The organism is Streptomyces sp. NPDC059224, assembly GCF_042754285.1.
Lineage (GTDB): Bacteria > Actinomycetota > Actinomycetes > Streptomycetales > Streptomycetaceae > Streptomyces.
This window is the reverse complement of sequence record NZ_JBHZAN010000052.1, coordinates 26,356-44,751: the sequence shown is the minus strand read 5'-3', so window position 1 is coordinate 44,751 and position 18,396 is coordinate 26,356. Positions and strand designations below refer to the sequence as shown.

The following is an 18,396-nucleotide window of genomic DNA, read 5'->3' as shown; positions in this document are numbered from 1 at the left end:
AGAGGCAGGAGCGGCAGACGTTCCGCGGACGAGGTCCGTGGGATATCCATCTGGGTGATGGTCACGACGACTGTCCTTCATGATCAGAGCCTCGGAGGGGTGGCTTCGGGCTCACACCGAGCCTCCGCAAACGCGGCGACTCGACTAGCCTCCAACCTTGACATCAGTGTGATGGCAAATCGCTTCGCGTAGAGCTTCACCTCAGCTCATGCGGGCGGCTGATAAACGAGCAAGCGAGCAGTCCAGTTCGAGCAGGGGACGCGGCGAGGCCTGGGACTCCGCACCCGGACGCCCAGGGCGTCTTCACATGCGGTTTGGCAGTTGCCAGTCGAGAGGCGTAGCGCAACAGCCCTTCGCAACCCTTGCCGTGGTGGTCCCCTGGGGTCTGCTGCAGGTTTGGGTGACAGTTCGGTCACGCGGCTTGGAGGGCCGGTGTGGTCATGACGGTCTCGAATTCGATGGGGGTCAGGCGGCCGAGTGCGGCTTGTCTGCGGCGGCGTGGTAGGTCCGCTCGATCCAGGTCACGATCGAGATCCGGAGTTCTTCGCGGGTGGTCCAGGTCCGGCGGTCGAGGACGTTCTTCTGCGGCAGGCTGAAGAAGGACTCCATGGCCGCGTTGTCGCCGGCTGTCCCGACTCTCCCTGTCGAGCCGGCCATCCGGTGGCGATCGAGTGCCCGGACGAATCTCCGTGACCGGAACTGGGCCCCGTGATCGCTGTGCAGGATGCATCCCTCGACCTGTTGACGCCTGGCCACGGCGTTGTCCAGAGCGGTCACGGCCAGGCGGGACTTCATCCGCGCGTCGATGGAGTAGCCGACGATCCTGTTGCTGAAGGCGTCCTTGATCGCGCAGAGGTACAGCTTGCCGTCGATGGTGGCGTGTTCGGTGATGTCGGCGAGCCACAGGCGGTTCGGAACGTCAGCGGTGACGTCGCGGCGGACCAGGTCGTGGTGCACCTGCGGGCCGGCCTTCTTGATCCTGCCGCGCTTCTTGGCCGAACACGCTCCACCAGTGGTTGTCCCGGCAGATCCGCCATGCGGTACGGTCGGCCATCGCGGCTTCCGAGCTGCGGGCTTCGCCCGCCAGGAAGCGGTAGCCGAACTCCGGGTCGTCGCGGTGGGCGTCGAACAGTGTGTTCGCGCGGTGAGCCTCCTCCAGCGCGGCGTCGGTCACCGGCTTGTCGAGCCAGCGCTAGTAGGGCTGTCTGGCGAGCTTCAGGACCCGGCACGTCACCGTGACGGGCGTCCCGTCCGCGGCCGGCTCCTTCACGAGCGGGTAGATCCCTTTCCCGGCAGATGCGCCTGCGACAGGTAAGCCGCTGCCCGGCGCGGGACCTCGTTCTCCTGCTCCAGCAGCCTGATCCGCCGGCGCGCTTCCCGCAGTTCCGCGCTCTCTCGGCTCATCACCCCCGGCCCCGACCCGGCGTCGACATCCGCCCGGCGCATCCATTTCCACAACGTCATCGGGTGGACCCCGAAGTCGGTGGCCACCTGCTCGACCACACCGGGGCCACGGTTCCACGCGACCCGCACGACGTCCTGGCGGAACTCTTCCGGATAGGACTTGGGCACAGGGACATCCTTGCCACCCACCCCGCAGGCAAGCCAGTTCAGATGTCACCCGATCGCGCAGCAGACCCCTCGGACGTCCGGTGCACCAAGTCAGGGCCCACATCGAACACACGTCAGCCCGCGAGAATCCCGACATCACGAGTTTCAGTAACGGCAGTTGATCAGCCCCCGTTCTGGAGTGTCTGGACAGGTCCGGCGCACTCGTCGCCTTGGCGAGCACGAGGCGACCGCTCTTGGGATCAGGCCCGCAGTTGTAGATCGTTCCTGGAGGCGCCGAGGAGCTTCGCGATCGAGGTGACGGTGGTCTCCGGTCCGGTGGGACAAGCAACGCCGACGGCGTGACGCAGCCGCTTTTTCGGTTTTGCAGGCGGGTGCCGTGCGCGGATGCCGCGGGTCCAGGCTGTATCCAGGCTCTCGTCGGTGGCTATCCGATGGTTTCACGCGATCCGTCCGTGCGCCGCCCCTTGTCGATCTTGCTCTTCAAGCGATCGATGGACGAACGCAGCCCACCGATGAGCATGACTGAACATACTGTATGGTCATATTGTAAGGGGCCTCGCCGACCGATTCTGCGCCGTGGGGTGTGCGGGGCAAGGCCTATTTGAGGAGATGTCCTGTGAATGCGAGTGCGAGCCGCCCGACGTTCCTGTTGGTGCCGGGGGGCCACCACGGGCCGTGGGTATGGGAGCGGCTGCAGAAAGTTCTGGAGAGCGATGGCTGGTCCACGCGAGCGGTGAGCCTCGTGAGTGCAGTGGAGGACCCGTCGGCAGTTGAGCCGTTGCCGGGCATGCATGACGACGCCAAGGTGATCAAGGCGGCCCTGGAGGCGATAGCCGGCCCGGTGATCGTTGTAGCGCACTCCTATGGCGGGGTACCGGTCACTGAGGCGATCGCCGTGGCTTCCAATGTCGTGCACGCCGTGTACGTGGCGGCCTACATGCTCGACGTGGGCGAGGGGATGTTCCAGATGCACGGCGTGCCGGTCCCCGACTCACTGATGGGCCTGCGTCCGCCGGAGAATCCCGATCTGAATCTTCCCGCAGGCTTCTATGACGGTGACGCCTCGAATCCGGAGACGGTCGAGGCGATGGCAAGGCTCGTCCCGCAGACCGTGCGTGCCGACTTCGATACGGTGACGCAGGCTGGCTGGAAAACTGTGCCGAACAGCTATGTGATCCCGGACAACGACGTGTCTACCGTCGCTGCCGTCGAGGAGGACATGGCGAAACGTGCCGATGCCGTGTACCGCGTCCCCGGTCATCACGCGCCCTTCTACTCCCACCCCCGTGAATTCGCAGAGGTCCTGACGAAGATCGCGACGAACACGGCGAACGTAAGGCCGGCGCAGGATGCGTGAGAGCGGCGCGGAGCGGTGTATTCCCCGTCCCCGTACGTAATCCCACACTGACGAGCGGAAGGTGCCCGTTGCGATCCGTTACACGGCACAAGTCCTCCCACCATGCGGTGCAAGTAGAGGCGACCGAGGCTCGCCTGCTGTCGGCGGTGACGAAACTCATTGATACAGGCGAGCCCTTCACGGCGATCAGCGTGCAACGCATCATCGACGAGGCTGGCGTCTCACGAGCCACCTTCTATGCACACTTCCGTGGAAAGTCAGACATCCTAGCGCGCCTGTCCGCTCAACTGCGTGAGTCGCTACTGGCGCTGGCCCGCCAGTGGGATCCAGCCGCAGGAGAGGACGGAGCAGACCGGTTTGCCCGGTTCTTCGAAGAAGTGATCGTTATTCACCGTGCCCATCGCAGCCTGATCACCGCGATCCGTGAGGTGGCGGCCTACGACCCAGAGGTGAGCGACTTCTACACAGCCGACCTCGAAGGGTTCGACGAGCACGTGCTCGAGACCCTGCTCGCCGAGCAGGATGCAGGATCCACGTCACACGATCTCGATGCTGTGGCCGCGAGCCGGATCATCGTGTGGGGAGGCGGGCAGGCGATCGCCCGCCACATCAGCGTCGACGACGGAAGTGGCGACGCCGCATTCGCCCGTGAGCTCGCCAGGATCTGGTGGTACGGCGCCTACCGCCGGCCTGCCGAGTGAGGCGTATCACGGATGCGAACGCAAAAAATTCTCTAAGTCCCTGAATGTCTTATTCGACGTCTAAGAGGAACCAATCATGACGAACAACACCCTCGATGGTCTGCCTACTCGCCCGCTAGCCGGCAAGACGGCGGTGATCACCGGCGGCGGGCGGGGAATAGGAGCGAGTACGGCTCTCCTCCTCGCCCGTGCTGGTGCGCGGCTCGCGCTCGTCGGTCGCCGCGAAGAGTCGATGAAGGCGCTAGCGGACAGTTTGCCCGGTGCCACGGTGGTGATTCCGGCAGACCTGTCCCGGCCTGAGGCTCCCGAGGAGGTCTGGGAGGCTCTTATCGCACAGCTCGGCCAAGTCGACGTACTCGTCAACAACGCTGGCCAGTTGGGCAGCTTTACGCCTGCTCAGGATATGACGGCCGAGGAAGCCGACGCTCTGTGGGCGCTCAATACGCGCGCACCTTTGCTGTTGGGCGCGAAAGCTGCCGCGCACATGGCATCGATCGGTGGCGGGAGCATCGTCAACGTGACCTCCGCAGTGGGAAGCGACCGGAGCATGGCCAATGTAAGCCTGTACGCCACCACTAAAGGTGCGGTGGACGCCCTCACGCTCGCTCTGGCTGCAGAATGGGGTGCCGCGAACGTGAGGGTCAACGCCGTCAGGCCTGCCGTGGCCCGAACGGACTTCTCTCGCGCCGTCACGGAGAATCCGGCGCTGGAGGAGATGCTGACGAAGGAATACGTCCTTGGGCGGCTCGGCGAGCCGGAGGACATCGCGCAGGCCATTCTCTTCTTCGCCAGTCCCGCCAGCTCCTACGTGACCGGTCAGCTGCTCAGCGTTGACGGAGGGTGGGGTTCCGTCCACGCACGCGGCTGACGCACGGGCTACCCGCAGCAAAGGTCGGCACACAGTGCAGCGTCAGCGACAGTCACGCTCACCCGCGATTGGGTTGACGCTGTTCTCGACGCGGTGAAAACGACGGCAGTCGGCAAGACCGCGTTCGGCGCCCACGCTGGTCGACAGGAGTGTTGCTACGAACGGGTGGACCGGTACAACACGGGTAACGGGCCCTCGCCGGCCTCTGAGACGAGCTCGAAGTGATCCGGTCGGCATCAGCCGACAACGAGGCCTGCGAAAGCTTCCGTGCCTGCCTGAAGCGCGAGATTCACCGGGGCGCCCTTGCCGGTCATCTCGCGCAAGGGATCACCGAACATCAAGGGCCTGGGCAAACTCCGTTTCGTAGTCGAGCAAGCCTTCGCCGTACTCCACCGGTTCAAACGCCTCGGCGTCCGCTGGGAACGCCGGACCGAACTCCGCGACGCCTTTGTCTTCTTGGCCTGCGGCATCATCTGCTGGAGGCGACTGAGGAAGCACCGATCATGATCGCGTCACGAGCCACTGGCTGCAAAACACACCACTCACCCGGTGTCACTCATCAGTTGGACAACCGCGTGATCATTTCGGAAGGCCAGGATCAGCACCGAGTACTCCCTGTCCGGCAACCGAACCTCGACGTAACCCCGCCCACGGGAGCGCAGGTGGTTTAAGCGGTCTGACAGATCCTGCACCTTTAAATGTCTCTCGACATCGCCGCCCACACCACGCTCATCCAGCCCCTCTTCCCCACTCAGGGTCTCGCCCGCGATCCAGGGGCACGTTCCCACACTTCACCACGACACGACTACTGACTGAGTCACGTCACGTGATCGTGTTACGAGCCCATAGAGCCGCAGTAAAAACGACTTTCATGGAGAACAATATGAGCCGAGCTCGCACACTGGTCGACGCTGAATGGGTGCACAGACACCTCGATGATCCCCACGTCGTTCTGATTGAGGTCGATGAGGATACGGCCGCATACGACACCAATCACATCCGCGGGGCGCTCAGAATCGACTGGCGTTTGGACCTGCAGGATCCTGTTCGCCGAGACTTCGTGGACCAGGACGGTTTCGAGAAGCTTCTGTCCCGCAAGGGCGTAAAGCGCGAAGACACTGTGATCCTGTACGGCGGGAACAACAACTGGTTCGCGGCATTCGCGTACTGGTATTTCAAGGTATACGGGCACGAGGACGTACGGCTGCTTGATGGCGGCCGCAAGAAATGGGAACTCGACAGCCGAGAACTAGTGCGGGAAGTACCTACCCGCCGGCCCACCACGTACAAGGCATCAGCTCCAAACTCATCTCTGCGCGCCCTGCGAGATGACGTCCTAGCAGCCATCGGTTCCCTCAATCTTGTGGACGTGCGCTCGCCCGAGGAGTTCTCGGGCAAACTCAGTGCCCCCGCCCACCTGATCCAGGAGGCAGCCCTGCAGCGAGGACACATCCCCACCGCAGTGAATGTGCCGTGGTCCAAGGCCGCTAACGACGACGGCACCTTCCGCTCCGATGACGAGCTCGCGTCGCTGTACGGAATTCTCGATTCCGGACGAGAGACCATCGTCTACTGCCGTATCGGAGAGAGGAGCGCGCACACGTGGTTCGTACTCAGCGAAGTCCTTGGATACGAGAACGTGCGCAACTATGACGGATCGTGGGCCGAGTACGGCTCCCTCGTGGGCGTTCCCATCACACTGCTGACCGAAAACGGCACCTGATCCGCTCCGCCTTCGCCCCATCTGGCTCGGCGGACGTCAGCCGAATGGGGAACAGGCGCTGCCTGCCACCGCCCGCCGCGTGATGACCCACTGATGCACACCGAGACAGTCACCAAGGATGGTACAGAACATGACCACTTTCCCCGATCCCGCAAACGCCCGGATCCCTGGCATGATCAAGAGCGAGAGGCGCCCCGGATTGGTCGAGGCGGCCGAGGACGTCACCGTGTTCCTCAAGCCGCTCATCAAGTCTCCCAAGATCGAGGTCGGTGAATTCACCTACTACAACGACACCGAGGACGCCGCCGGCTTCGAGGACAACAACGTTCTCTATGCGTATGGCCCGGAACGCCTGGTCATCGGCAAGTTCTGCTGCCTTGCCATGGGGACGAAGTTCATCATGTCGCCGGGAACGGATTACCACATGCCTGGCGGTACCACCTCGTACCCCTTCTTCATCTTCGGCGGATCGTGGCTCGAGAAGACGGCAGACTTGCTGCCCAATCTCCCCAGCAAGGGCGACATCGTCGTAGGCAACGATGTATGGATTGGTCGGGAAGCGGTCATCATGCCCGGCGTCACCATCGGTGATGGTGCAGTGATCGGAGCCCGTTCCCTGGTCACCAGCGATGTTGCTCCTTACAGCGTGGTCGGAGGCAACCCCGCGAAAGAGATCAGGAAGCGGCTGTCCGACGAGGACGTCGACCGCATGCTGCGCATCGCCTGGTGGAACTGGCCTGTCGAGGACATCACCGAGCATGTTCGCACCATCTGGTCTGCAACCCCGTCGGATCTGGAGGAGCTGGCCAAGAAGATCGGCCATCTGGGCGGCTGATCAGGTTCCCGTCTCGTAGAGAGACGGGAATCTCGGCGAGCTGCCTGAAGCTCGGGTTGTGCAAACCCTTTGCTGAAGATCCTTACCCAACCCAGAGGCAGTTGTGCGGGCCGTCACTACCGCTTCGAAAAGTGCGAATGGGTTAGCCAGTGGACTCTAGTACAACTTACACGATTTCCGAGATGGATGGATGGAGCGAAGGTGCGGAGGCGGTCTACGCGATATTGCGCCGCCGTCGACACGCACTTCTTGAGCTCTTGAACAACATCGAAGAATCTCAGTTCAACACACAGTCTCGCTGCACGGACTGGTCGGTGCACGAAGTGGTACGTCACGTTCGTGACGTAGCCAAGGTGCATATATCGATGTTGGATGAGACTGAATACCCTTTCGGAAACCCCAGGAAATTCAGTCCGAAGACCTCGCCCGCCGCTTGGATGAGGCACTCGGAGGGTGAATCCGTAAAGGAGACGGTGGATGAACTGTCGCAATTGATTCAACGGGAAGGGGACTTGTTTCTCCGGCGCGCAAGGGAAGGGTCCACCCAAGTGAGGCAGGGCCCACTTGGGAGGAAATTGCATTGGTCCGTGTTCAGCACCCATACCATCTGGGATGCGTGGATGCATGAGCGCGATATATGTATTCCCCTAGGATCTGACGTTCCACTTGATGGCGAGGAAGGTCGCCTCATGGTGATGTACACCCTGCTTGCCGCCTCGGCGCCTGCCGCGTGGTCTGGCGACTACGTGGAGACAGCGATCAAGCTATACGGATCACCTGACTGCACGTACCGTATAGGCCACGACAATTCCCGCATCTACGTCCAGACGGGCGGCCGAGCAGACGTCGGTGGCGATATGGCAGTGATCCTGGACAGCCTGGCAGGACGTGGGCCGGAACTGTCGGAGATACTCGGGTCATCAAGTGAAGCAGTACGGAAACTCTCGCTTCTTAGGGTCGTTGCGACGTGATGATGCCACCACCTGATAGAACGAACGGGGGAGTCTACGACGCACCGCCGCGGGCCGGATGAATGACATGGCTTTGTACGGGCGCGTCTCGCCGTCGCGGATATAGGCCAGGACACGGACCTGACCGAGGATCAGGTGCGGCTTGCGACGGACTCCTTGACACAGCTCGGGCTGGTGCAGCCGGCCGTGGCCAGGCTGGCGGAGGCCTCGGAATCGACCGTTACCCGAGGTCGTGAAGAACTCGCGCGCGGAGCAGAGGTGTTGGGGCGGGTGCGCAGGCCCGGGGGCGGGCGCAAGTCCGCCGCCGAGCGCGATCCCGGTCTGGTGGCGGCTCTCGAGTCGTTGATCGAGCCGCGTGAGGTAGGCGATCCGGTGTCCCCGCTGCGCTGGACCACGGCCTCCCTGCGGGACTTGTCCCGGGAGTTGACTGATGCCGGTCATCCGGTCAGTGCCCCCATGGTCGGCGGTCTGCTGCGTGCGATGGGCTTCAGTCTGCAGGGCATGGCCAAGAGCCGGGCCGGTAGCCAGGTGCCGACCGTGACGCCCAGTTCCGGCACATCAACTCCGCCGCCGAACGCTTCCTGGCTGAGGGCCTGCCGGTGGTGGACACGAAGCAGAAGGAACCGATCGGCGACTTCGCCCGGCCGCACCTACCGCCCCAAGGGCCAGCCGATCACCGCCCCGGACCACGACTTCATCGACCCCGACACCCCGGTCGCCATCCCGTATGGCATCTATGACCTGGGACGCGACAGCGGCTGGGTGAATGTGGGCACCGACCGCAACACCGCCGCCTTCGCGGTGGAGTCCCTGCGCCGCTGGTGGACGGTCCAATGACGTCTCAACTACCCCGGCGTGGACGGCTTGCTGGTAACCGCCGATGCCGGAGGTGCCAACTCGGCCGACTCCCGCCTGTTCAAGACGGGTCTGGCCGACTTCGCCGACGAGTGCGGACTGAGTATCACCGTCATACACTTCCCGTCAGGTACTTCAAAATGGAACAAAGTGGAACACCGGCTGTTCTCCCGGATCACCCGCAGCCTGCGCGGACAGCCGCTGACCAGCTACGAGGTACTGGATCTTTGCTGAGGTCAGGGCGTCGAGGATGCCGTGTTCGCGTGCGGCGCGGATGTCATGGACGGCTCCGGGCAGCGCGGGTGAGGCCCACAGCAGATGTCCGGCTGGGTCGGCGAGGACTTGGACGTTCATGCCGTGCTTCTTGTGTTTGCCCGAGTAGAACGGCTGGTCAGCGGCGATCCGATCGATGGGCAGGAGAGTGCCGTCGAGCAGGACGAAAGCCTTCGCCGACGCTTCGCGGACGGCATGTTCGAGTGTAGGTGCCAGAGCGGCCAAGAGGTCGACGGCTTCGGTGATGTACCGGTAAGCCGTTGTCGTGCCGATGCCGAACCCGGCTGCGAGCTGGGCGTAGGGATGCCCGTTGCGGGGGTGAGCAAGGGCAATCAGCGCCTGTCGGCCAGCGCTCGACCGGCGCCACCGGCTGCCTATCGGACGGCGACGTTCACGCAGACGGGCGGTGAGGAAGCGAAGAGGCGAGCTGGACAGGTCCAGCTCAGATGGGTAAACAAACACGTGAAGCCTCTGGCAGCGCGGGTGATCTTGGTAGTGAACCCATCTACCAGGGGCTTCACTCGTCTGTCACGCCAACTGCCGGACCCGCGCTGCAGGTTGGAAAGGGCTCACTGCACACTGCGGTGGCGTCACCGGATTCGGTTCCGACGGGGCCACCGCAGTGTCTGATGCAGTAGTTGACAGCAACGTCAGCGAACGATGCTGCGGAGGGAGCGGCGAACGGCTCGCGCACTCCGACGTCCGGCACGGTTTCCTCCTCGACGGATTCCCCCGCACGGTGCCGCAGGCGCGGGAACTCACCGCCGTCCTGGGCGCCACGGGCTCAGCACTGGACGCGGTGCTGGAGTTCACCGCTCCCGAAGACGTCGTCGTGGCACGGCTGTTGGGCCGTGGCCGGCCGGACGACAGCGAGGACGTCATCCGCTGTCGGCAACAGGTCTACGCGCAGCAGGCCGCACCCCTCCTGGCCCACTACGCGGCGATCCTGCTCACGGTCCGGGCCGTGGGCCCCGTCGAGGACATCACGGAGCGGCCATGGCGGCTCTGTCGGAGGTGGAACGCCGGGCCGGGTGACCGCGCGCCCGGTCAGTCGCCCCGGTAGAGGGCCGTGAGCAGTTCGGCGGCGGTCTGGGTGGCGGGGTGCGGGTAGTCCCGCCATCAGGCCAGGCGTACGGCGATGGGCTCAGCGTCGCGGACCGCCGAGGTTTGTCGGGCGTCGACCGCAGAGGGGGCGGTGGCGGTGAGGGTCAAGCTGTGTCGTCGGGTGATGCTGAGCATGGCGCGATGGACGCCGTTGCCCTTCAGGACGTAGTTCCGCAGGATTTTCCACCGCCCTGCTGTGCGCACCGCTGCGATCAGGGGTGGGGCCGGGGAAGTGACGCGTGACTGACCGTGGTCGTCGAGAAGATCACGCCCTGGTGCGACGGCGTCTGGTTGAGCACCCACAGGCCGATCAGCGTGGCCAGCGTGAAGACGACGGCGATCAGGACGGCGAGCACCAGCCGGCGCCGGCGTTCGCGCCGCAGCCACTCGCCGCGTGCCGTGCGGTAGGCGTCGGGGGCGGCCCGCACTCCGTCGGCGAGCGCGGCGAGGGCCTCGCTCAGTTCCCGCTCGGTGCGGTCCGGATCGGTGTCACGCGACGGAGTCGCGTCTCGCTGCGTCATCGCCGGGCCTCCATCGCGTGGGTCAGTGCGGCGATGCCGCGTGCGGTGTGGGTCTTCACCGACCCGGAGGAGATCTCCATCGCTGCGGCGATCTCGCTCTCCTTCAGCCCGAGCCAGTGCCGCAGCACGAGCGCCTCGCGCTGCCGGGACGGGAGTTGCTGCAGTGCGTCGATGAGTACCCGCTGGTCGTCGCGCAGCAGCGCCGTACTCTCGGCGGAGGCGACGGACTCGTCCGGGAGGACGGGCGGGTTCTCCACGTGCTTGCGGGCGACCTGGAGGTGACGTATCCGCATCCGGGTCAGATTGCAGACCGTGGAGCGCAGATACGCCTCCGCCGCCTCCACGTCCCTCAGGCGCCGCCACTTGCGGTAGATCTGGTAGTACGCCTCTGCCACCACGTTCTCCGGATCGTCCGCGCCTAGCAGCACGGCCAGGCGCAGCATCGAGGAGTAGTGCAGCTCGAAGAGCTGGGCGAGTGTGGCCTCACGCTCCAGTTCGGCCGGATCGGGCAGCGCGGGCGCGAGCGTCTCGCCCGGCAGCTCGACCTGCGGCTCCGGCGCGGAAGTCGGTTGTCTGCGTCTCACGGTCGATTCGCTCCCGTCTCCGGGCTCCGCCTGACACTCAGGCGGGACGGCAGGTCGGTCAGGTCGGCGCCGCGCGGGGCGCCGAGACGTTCGGCAACGGCGGTGCCGGCTACCGCCACGATCAGATTGAGCAGCAGTGCGGCCAGGCCCGCGTAGATCTTCAGCGGGCCGGAGCCGAGCGGCACGATGGACGAGAAGCCCTCGCGCACGACCAGGTAGGTACCCGCGGCCATGCCCACGCCCCATCCGGCGAGCAGCGCCCGAGGATGCAGCCGCCCGGTGAACAGGCCGACGGCCACGGCCGGGAAGATCTGCAGGATCCAGACCCCGCCGAGCAACTGGAGGTTGATCGCGTCCTGGTCGCGCAGCCCGAACACGAACGCCATCGCCCCCAGCTTCGCGGTCAGCGAGACCGCCTTGGCGATGCGCACCTGCCGCTTGGGCGTGGCGGTCGGATGCACGTACTCGACATACACGTTGCGTACGAAGCTGGTGGCGGCCGCGATGGACATCACCGCCGCGGGGACCAGCGCCCCTACGGTGATCGCGCCGAACACCAGCCCGGCCAGTGGGCCGGGCATCAACCGGTCGACCAGCATCGGAACGGCGGCCTCGGCGCCGCCCTTCGGCGCGCGCACGCCCGTCGCGAGGGCCGCGATACCGAGGAACCCGAACAGCGCGAGGAGCCCGGTCCAGGCAGGCAGCGCCACGGAGACCTTGCGCAGGGTACGCGGTCCGTCGCTGGCGAACCCGGCCGTGAGCACGTGCGGGTACATCAGCAGGGCGAGCGCGGAGCCGAGGGCGAGGGTGGCGTAGGCGGGCTGCTGGGCGGGGGAGAGGAGCAGCGCCGGGGTACCGAGCTTCTGGGCGGCTCCGTCGAAAACCCTGCCCGGTCCGCCGATCCGCTCCAGGACCAGCCAGGTGACCGCGGTGAGCGAGACGAAGACGGCGACCGCCTTGAGTGCGGAGATGACGGTCGGCGCCCGCAGCCCGTGCCGGTAGGTGGCCACCGCGAGCCCCGCGAACAGCGCCACCATCACCAGGTCCCCGGTCGCACCCCGCGGATAGACGCCCCCGGCTGTGAGTACCGCCCGTATGCCGAGCAGTTGGAGCGCCAGGTAGGGCATCGTCGCGAGGATTCCGGTCAGCGCCACCACCAGCGCCAGCGAGGGCGATCCGTATCGTCCGCGCACGAAGTCGGCGGCGGTGACATAGCCGTGCCGGCGGGCGACCTCCCACAGCCGGCTCAGCAGCACGAAGGCGATCGGGCAGACGATCACCGTGTACGGAACCGCGAAGAAGGCGGGCGCACCGTTGCCGTACGCCAGTCCCGGTACGGCGGTGAAGGTGTACGCGGTGAAGATCGTGCCGCCGAGCAGGAACCAGGTCCACACCGGGCCCAGGCTGCGGTCGGCCAGCGCCCAGCCTTCCAGGGACGGCAGCCGGTCGCTGGCGTGCAGGCGTCGCGCGGTCACGGCGAGCAGCGACGCCCCGCCGATCACGGCGAGGAACGTCGCGGTCATGGCGGCGTCGGCCATGGTCACCGTCCTTGGTGTGTCTGAACCCTCGCGCAAGAGTTGCGCGTGCCCCATGAACGGATGACAGGGAACCGGCGGGAAATTTCCCTGAAATTCGCTGTCAACCGGTCTCGGGGGATGGGCAACTCTTGCACAGACCGACAGCGAGCGGGAGAGGAGCGCAGGTCATGGCACGGATCGGTCATCACTGGGTACGGCGCGTCGCGATCGCCGTACTGCTCCTCGCGCCCGCCGCAGGCCTGCTGTGGGTCCCCTGGTACGCCGGAGCCGAGCCACGGCTGGCGGGCACGCCGTTCTTCTACTGGTACCAGCTCGCCTGGGTGCCGGGGTGCGGCCTCTGCCTGCTCGCCGCGTACGCGCTGACGAACCGACATCGCCGCTGACTCTCTCTTCCTCTTCCTGACCTTTTTGTTGTCACACCGTTTCCGGTGAGGAGCCGCCATGCCCGCAACAACCCTGCCCGAAGCCGATCCTCAAGTGCCCGAAAAGTCGCTTATATCCCCACGATCGATCCTGCTCTGGGCCACCGTCGCTCTGCTCGGCGCCGTCGCCTGGGGCGTCCTCGCCCTCGCCCGCGGCGAGAGGATCTCCGCGGTCTGGCTGGTCGTCGCCGCCCTGGGCTCGTACGCCATCGCCTACCGCTTCTACTCCCGCTTCATCGTCCGCCGGGTGCTCAAGCCGGATGACCGCCGGGCGACTCCTGCCGAGCGCCTGGAGGACGGCGTCGACTTCCATCCCACGGACCGCCGGGTGCTGCTGGGGCACCACTTCGCAGCCATCGCCGGAGCCGGACCGCTGGTGGGGCCGGTCCTCGCGGCCCAGATGGGATATCTGCCGGGCACCCTCTGGATCGTCGCCGGGGTGATCTTCGCGGGAGCGGTGCAGGACATGGTCGTCCTGTTCCTGTCCATGCGGAGGGACGGCAAGTCGCTCGGGCAGATGGCAAGGGAGGAACTCGGCCGGGCGGGCGGCGCCGCGGCCCTGATCGCGGTGTTCGCGATCATGATCATTCTGCTCGGCGTGCTGGCCCTGGTCGTCGTCAACGCCCTCGCACACTCCCCGTGGGGTACCTTCTCCGTCGCGATGACCATCCCTATCGCCCTGTTTATGGGCTTGTGGATGCACCGGATCCGGCCGGGCCGGGTCGTCGAGACCAGCGTCATCGGCGTGGCGCTGCTCCTGCTGGCGATCATCGGCGGCAGCTGGGTCCAGGGCTCCTCGCTCGCATCCGCCTTCACCCTCAGCCCGACCAGCCTCGTCTTCTGCCTCATCGGCTACGGCTTCGTCGCCTCCGTGCTCCCGGTGTGGATGCTCCTGGCCCCGCGCGACTACCTCTCCACCTTCATGAAGGTCGGCACCATCGCGCTGCTCGCGATCGGCGTCGTCGTGGCCGCTCCGGTCCTGCACGCGGACGCCGTCAGTAAATTCGCCACCTCGGGCACGGGCCCGGTCTTCGCCGGCTCCCTCTTCCCCTTCCTGTTCATCACCATCGCCTGCGGCGCCCTGTCCGGCTTCCACGCCCTGGTCTCCTCCGGCACGACGCCGAAGCTGATCCAGAAGGAGTCCCAGGTCCGGATGATCGGCTACGGCGCCATGCTGATGGAGTCGTTCGTCGCGGTGATGGCGCTGATCGCCGCCGCAGCCCTGGAGCCGGGCCTGTACTACGCGATGAACGCACCCGCCGGACTCCTCGGCACGACGGCCGAGTCCGCGTCCCACGCCGTGGCCGGTCTCGGCTTCACCGTCACTCCTGACCAGCTCACCCACGCGGCGAGCGCGGTGGAGGAGCAGACCCTGATCGCCCGCTCCGGCGGTGCCCCGACCCTCGCGGTCGGCATGTCGGAGATCTTTTCCGGCGTCTTCGGCGGCACCGCGATGAAGGCCTTCTGGTACCACTTCGCGATCATGTTCGAGGCATTGTTCATCCTGACCACGGTCGACGCGGGCACCCGGGTCGGACGCTTCATGCTCCAGGACATGCTCGGCAACGTGTGGAAGCCGATCGGCCGGGTCAACTGGAAGCCGGGGATCTGGCTGTGCAGCGGCCTGGTCGTCGCGGCCTGGGGCTACTTCCTCTACTCCGGCACCACCGACCCGCTCGGCGGAATCAACCAGCTCTTCCCGCTCTTCGGCATCGCCAACCAGCTCCTGGCCGCCGTGGCCCTCGCGGTCTGCACGACTGTCCTGATCAAGTCCGGCCAGCTGCGCTGGGCCTGGGTCACCGGCGTCCCGCTCGCCTTCGTCACCGCCATCACCTTCACCGCGGGCTGGCAGAAGATGTTCTCCGGCGACCCCAAGGTCGGCTTCTTCGCCCAGCGCGCCAAGTACGCCGACGCCCTCGACGCGGGGCAGGTGCTCCCGCCCGCCAAGACCCTCGACGACATGCACACCGTGGTCACCAACTCCACCGTCGACGGCGTGCTGATCTCGCTGTTCCTGCTGCTGGTCGCCGTCGTGATCGCGAATGCCGCGGTGGTGTGCGTAGGGGCCGTACGGTCGCCCGGCACATCGGTGACCACCGAGGCGCCGTACGTCGAGTCCCGCATCGACGTGCCCGAGCCGATCAGCGAGCCGCTGGTGGAGGTCCGGTCGTGAACGCCAGACGGTGGATGCGGGCGGTCGGCTGGTACCTGCGCGAGCTGACCGGGGAGGCCGAGTACGACCGCTACTGCGAGCGCCACCGGCGCCACCACCCGCTCGCGCCGCTTCCGACCCGCCGCGAATACCAGGTGTTGCGCACGCTGCATCGGGAGGCCCATCCGCAGGGCCGCTGCTGCTGACCGGGGGCCTGCCCGCCGGCAGGAGGGCTCCAGGGGCAGAACTGGCGTCTGCTCCCACGGTATCGGCCACTCCAGGCCCTGGGGACCACTCCGGACGAACCGGCTCGTACGAGGGCGCGGACCCAGGACCCAGGCAGACCCAGCTTGCGGCCCGTTCCGTGGCCACCAGGGAAAACACCGGACCCAGGACCCAGAGACCCCGGTCCCGGGGCACCGCGGAGTGCCGGCAGCGGACCGCTGCCCGATGACACAGATCAGCTGAACAGTGACACAGTGAGCCTTTTCCAACCTCAGTTTGAGCAGGTGAGGTGGAGGGTGAGGACGGCCTGGACGAGGCTGGTGATGCGGGTGGTGCTGCATCGGAGCTTGCGCAGGAGCCGCCAGTTCTTGAGGGTGGCGACGGCGGGTTCGACCAGGGCCCGGATCTTGGCCTGCGAGCGGTTCACGGCCTGCCGGCCTACGGGCAGGTTCTCGCATCGGCCTCGGAACGGCACGCGGGCAGCCGGTCCGGCGCCCTGGTAGCCCTTGTCCGCCCAGCGCGGGATGTCTGCGGAGGCGAGGGCTCCGAGGATGCCGTGTTCGCGGGCGGCACGAATGTCGTGAATGGCACCGGCCAGGGCGGGTGAAGCCCACAGCAGGCGGCCGGCCGGGTCAGCGAGGACCTGGACATTCAGGCCGTGCTTCTTGTGTTCGCCCGAGTAGAACGGCAGGTCGGCGGCGATCCGGTCGATGGGCAGCAGAGTGCCGTCGAGCAGAACGAACGCCTTTCTCGACGCCTCGCGGACGGCTTGTTCGAGCGTAGGTGCCAGGGCTGCGAGGAGGTCGACGGCTTCGACGATGGAGCGGCAGGCCGTGGTCGTGCCGATGCCGAACCCGGCAGCGAGCTGGGCGTAAGGGTGAGCATTGCGCAGGTGGGCGAGGGTGAGCAGGGCCTGTCGGCCCGCGCTCAGGCGACGCCACCGGCTGCCGATCGCACGACGGCGTTCGCGGATCCGGGCAGTGAGGAGACGAAGGTGTGAGCTGGACAGGTCCAGTCCGGGCGGGTTGACAAGCACGTGAAGCCTCTGGCAGAGCGGGTGATCTTGATTGTGAACCCGTCTACCAGGGGCTTCACTCGTCTGTCACGCCAACTGCCGGACCACACCGACAGGTTGGAAAAGGCTCCCTACGTTGTTCTGCGGGACGCGGTGAGCCCCTCGTATGGTTCACCCACCCAGGGGTGCCGGGTGTGGTTCAAAAGGCTCTGCCGCTTGTGGCTTCCACTGATTGGCCGCCCGGCGTCCCACGACGACTCGGCTGCCAATTAGGAATTGCGAATGATCGCTGAGTAGGGAATCGACAGCGAGGTCGTCCGTCGGGAGGCACCAGCAGCACACCGCACGGAGGCATCACATGGCCATGATCTGGGCCGGCATCGACGCAGGCAAGACCCATCACCACTGCGTCGTCATCGATGGGAGAGGCAAGAGGCTGCTGTCGCGCCGCGTCGCCAACGACGAACCCGAGCTCCTCGAACTCCTCGCTGATGTCTCGGCCCTGGACGAGACGGTGACCTGGGGGATTGACCTGGCCGACGGCGCTGCCGCTCTGGCCATCACGCTCCTGTTCAACCACGAGCAGCCGGTGCACTACATCTCCGGCCGGGCCATCCACCGCGCCTCGGAGAGCTACCGCGGCGAGGGCAAGACCGATGCCAAGGACGCCGCGGTCATCGCCGACCAGGTCCGCATCCGCCGTGGCCTGCACCCCTTACGCGCCAATGACGAGACCGTCACCGACCTCAAGATCCTCACCGGTCGACGCACAGACCTGGTCGCCGACCGAACCCGCACCGTCGACCGGCTCCGCGCCCAGCTCACCGGTATTTTCCCTGGTCTGGAGCGGGCACTGGACCTGACCAACACCGGTCCGCTCGTGCTGCTGACCGGCTACCAGACCCCAGCCGCCATTCGCCGGATTGGCGTCAAGCGGCTGGAAACCTGGCTGCGCAATCGCAGGGTCCTTCGCGCTGACCGGCTCGCCGAGACAGCCGTCGAAACCGCTGGCTGCCAGTACACCAGCCTGCCCGGAGAGAAACTGACCGCCCCAGCTCGTGCACACCCTGGCGACGGAGGTGATGGCCCTCAACCAGCAGATCGCCGACGTGGACAAGGCGATCGAAGCCCGGTTTCGCGAACATCGGGACTTCGAAGTGATCACCAGCCTGCCCGGCCTGGGTGTCATCCTCGGTGCCGAGTTCCTGGCCGCGACCGGCGGCGACATGAGCCTCTTCGGCACCGCAGACCGCCTTGCCGGCTTCGGCGGCGTCGCCCCGGTGTCCCGCGACTCCGGCAAGATCAGCGGCAACCCTCGCCGGCCGCGCCGCTACAACCACCGGCTCCAACGCGTCTTCTACATCTCCGCGTTGTTCAGCATCCGTCACTGCGAGGACTCCCGCCGGTTTTACGAACGCAAGCGTGCCGAAGGCAAGCGTCACATCCAGGCCGTCCTGGCCCTGGCCCGCCGCCGAGTCAACGTCCTCTGGGCCCTCCTACGAGACAGACGGCCCTATGAGGCCGTACCACCCACTGCCCAGGCGGCTTGACAGACCGCACTAGGAATCAGTGTCTCGTGTGTCCAAGATCAGGTCTTTGAGTACCGGGTGGTACGGGAGGATGTTCGGGTCGGTCATGAGGCGGCCGGTGGCGTAGGTGGTGTGTGTAGCGCGAGGGGGC

Annotated in this window: 14 protein-coding genes and 5 pseudogenes; 12 read left to right on the top strand and 7 right to left on the bottom strand. The window is 66.1% G+C overall.

The features are described from left to right. Positions 1 to 412 precede the first annotated feature (412 nt). Positions 413 to 1,572: pseudogene (locus tag ACFXI4_RS39410) on the bottom strand (IS3 family transposase). A 583-nt stretch (positions 1,573 to 2,155) separates the two neighbouring features. On the opposite strand from ACFXI4_RS39410, the gene ACFXI4_RS39405 reads away from it, so the two are divergent. The 7 genes and pseudogenes from ACFXI4_RS39405 (at position 2,156) to ACFXI4_RS39375 (ending at position 9,116) form a co-directional block, all read left to right on the top strand. After that, positions 2,156 to 2,929 carry an alpha/beta fold hydrolase gene (locus ACFXI4_RS39405; RefSeq protein ID WP_385000904.1) on the top strand — a complete coding sequence of 258 codons (774 nt, stop codon included), beginning with the start codon at positions 2,156 to 2,158 and terminating at the stop codon, positions 2,927 to 2,929. A 107-nt stretch (positions 2,930 to 3,036) separates the two neighbouring features. Next, a complete protein-coding gene (locus ACFXI4_RS39400; RefSeq protein ID WP_385000901.1) occupies positions 3,037 to 3,630 on the top strand; it encodes a TetR/AcrR family transcriptional regulator in 594 nt (197 codons plus the stop codon). A 76-nt stretch (positions 3,631 to 3,706) separates the two neighbouring features. Continuing rightward, positions 3,707 to 4,498, top strand: coding sequence for an SDR family NAD(P)-dependent oxidoreductase (locus tag ACFXI4_RS39395; RefSeq protein ID WP_385000898.1), 792 nt, complete (start codon positions 3,707 to 3,709; stop codon positions 4,496 to 4,498). Between the two features lie 883 nt (positions 4,499 to 5,381). Further along, on the top strand, positions 5,382 to 6,221 hold the full coding sequence (locus tag ACFXI4_RS39390) for a sulfurtransferase (protein WP_385000934.1): 840 nt from the start codon (positions 5,382 to 5,384) through the stop codon (positions 6,219 to 6,221). Between the two features lie 130 nt (positions 6,222 to 6,351). Then, positions 6,352 to 7,056, top strand: a complete 705-nt coding sequence (locus tag ACFXI4_RS39385) for a CatB-related O-acetyltransferase (protein ID WP_385000895.1) — start codon at positions 6,352 to 6,354, stop codon at positions 7,054 to 7,056. Between the two features lie 182 nt (positions 7,057 to 7,238). Next, positions 7,239 to 8,027 (top strand): maleylpyruvate isomerase family mycothiol-dependent enzyme, encoded by a 789-nt coding sequence (locus ACFXI4_RS39380; protein ID WP_385000893.1) that lies wholly within the window; start codon positions 7,239 to 7,241, stop codon positions 8,025 to 8,027. Between the two features lie 135 nt (positions 8,028 to 8,162). Next, positions 8,163 to 9,116: pseudogene (locus ACFXI4_RS39375) on the top strand (ISAzo13 family transposase). Here ACFXI4_RS39375 and ACFXI4_RS39370 read toward each other — a convergent pair. Then, positions 9,105 to 9,617, bottom strand: a pseudogene (locus ACFXI4_RS39370) (transposase family protein); the annotation flags it as partial. The pseudogenes ACFXI4_RS39375 and ACFXI4_RS39370 overlap by 12 nt on opposite strands. 160 nt (positions 9,618 to 9,777) lie before the next feature. Between ACFXI4_RS39370 and ACFXI4_RS39365 the strand changes: the two are divergent. Continuing rightward, the gene (locus ACFXI4_RS39365; protein ID WP_385000890.1) at positions 9,778 to 10,218 is read left to right on the top strand and encodes a nucleoside monophosphate kinase; all 441 of its coding nucleotides are present in this window, start codon (positions 9,778 to 9,780) and stop codon (positions 10,216 to 10,218) included. Positions 10,219 to 10,358: 140 nt separating this feature from the next. Here ACFXI4_RS39365 and ACFXI4_RS39360 read toward each other — a convergent pair. The 4 genes and pseudogenes from ACFXI4_RS39360 to ACFXI4_RS39345 form a co-directional block, all read right to left on the bottom strand. Beyond that, positions 10,359 to 10,445, bottom strand: a pseudogene (locus ACFXI4_RS39360) (IS5/IS1182 family transposase); the annotation flags it as partial. Between the two features lie 26 nt (positions 10,446 to 10,471). Further along, positions 10,472 to 10,780, bottom strand: a complete 309-nt coding sequence (locus ACFXI4_RS39355; protein WP_385000887.1) for a hypothetical protein — start codon at positions 10,778 to 10,780, stop codon at positions 10,472 to 10,474. Further along, positions 10,777 to 11,364: a sigma-70 family RNA polymerase sigma factor gene (locus tag ACFXI4_RS39350; protein WP_385000884.1), complete on the bottom strand. Its 588-nt coding sequence runs from the start codon at positions 11,362 to 11,364 to the stop codon at positions 10,777 to 10,779. Before ACFXI4_RS39350 ends, ACFXI4_RS39355 begins: the two co-directional genes overlap by 4 nt. After that, positions 11,361 to 12,902: a sodium:solute symporter gene (locus ACFXI4_RS39345; RefSeq protein ID WP_385000881.1), complete on the bottom strand. Its 1,542-nt coding sequence runs from the start codon at positions 12,900 to 12,902 to the stop codon at positions 11,361 to 11,363. Before ACFXI4_RS39345 ends, ACFXI4_RS39350 begins: the two co-directional genes overlap by 4 nt. A gap of 167 nt (positions 12,903 to 13,069) precedes the next feature. On the opposite strand from ACFXI4_RS39345, the gene ACFXI4_RS39340 reads away from it, so the two are divergent. The 3 genes from ACFXI4_RS39340 to ACFXI4_RS39330 are packed head-to-tail and all read left to right on the top strand — an operon-like array spanning position 13,070 to position 15,682. Next, positions 13,070 to 13,285: a DUF3311 domain-containing protein gene (locus tag ACFXI4_RS39340; protein ID WP_385000878.1), complete on the top strand. Its 216-nt coding sequence runs from the start codon at positions 13,070 to 13,072 to the stop codon at positions 13,283 to 13,285. Positions 13,286 to 13,343: 58 nt separating this feature from the next. Further along, entirely contained in the window at positions 13,344 to 15,497 is a 2,154-nt protein-coding gene (locus ACFXI4_RS39335) for a carbon starvation CstA family protein (protein ID WP_385000875.1), read from the top strand. 14 nt (positions 15,498 to 15,511) lie between these two features. After that, positions 15,512 to 15,682 (top strand): YbdD/YjiX family protein, encoded by a 171-nt coding sequence (locus tag ACFXI4_RS39330; protein WP_385000931.1) that lies wholly within the window; start codon positions 15,512 to 15,514, stop codon positions 15,680 to 15,682. 290 nt (positions 15,683 to 15,972) lie between these two features. Here ACFXI4_RS39330 and ACFXI4_RS39325 read toward each other — a convergent pair whose 3' ends face one another. Further along, the gene (locus ACFXI4_RS39325; RefSeq protein WP_385000872.1) at positions 15,973 to 16,737 is read right to left on the bottom strand and encodes a transposase family protein; all 765 of its coding nucleotides are present in this window, start codon (positions 16,735 to 16,737) and stop codon (positions 15,973 to 15,975) included. A gap of 337 nt (positions 16,738 to 17,074) precedes the next feature. Here ACFXI4_RS39325 and ACFXI4_RS39320 point away from each other — a divergent pair. Further along, positions 17,075 to 18,266: pseudogene (locus ACFXI4_RS39320) on the top strand (IS110 family transposase). Positions 18,267 to 18,396 lie beyond the last annotated feature (130 nt).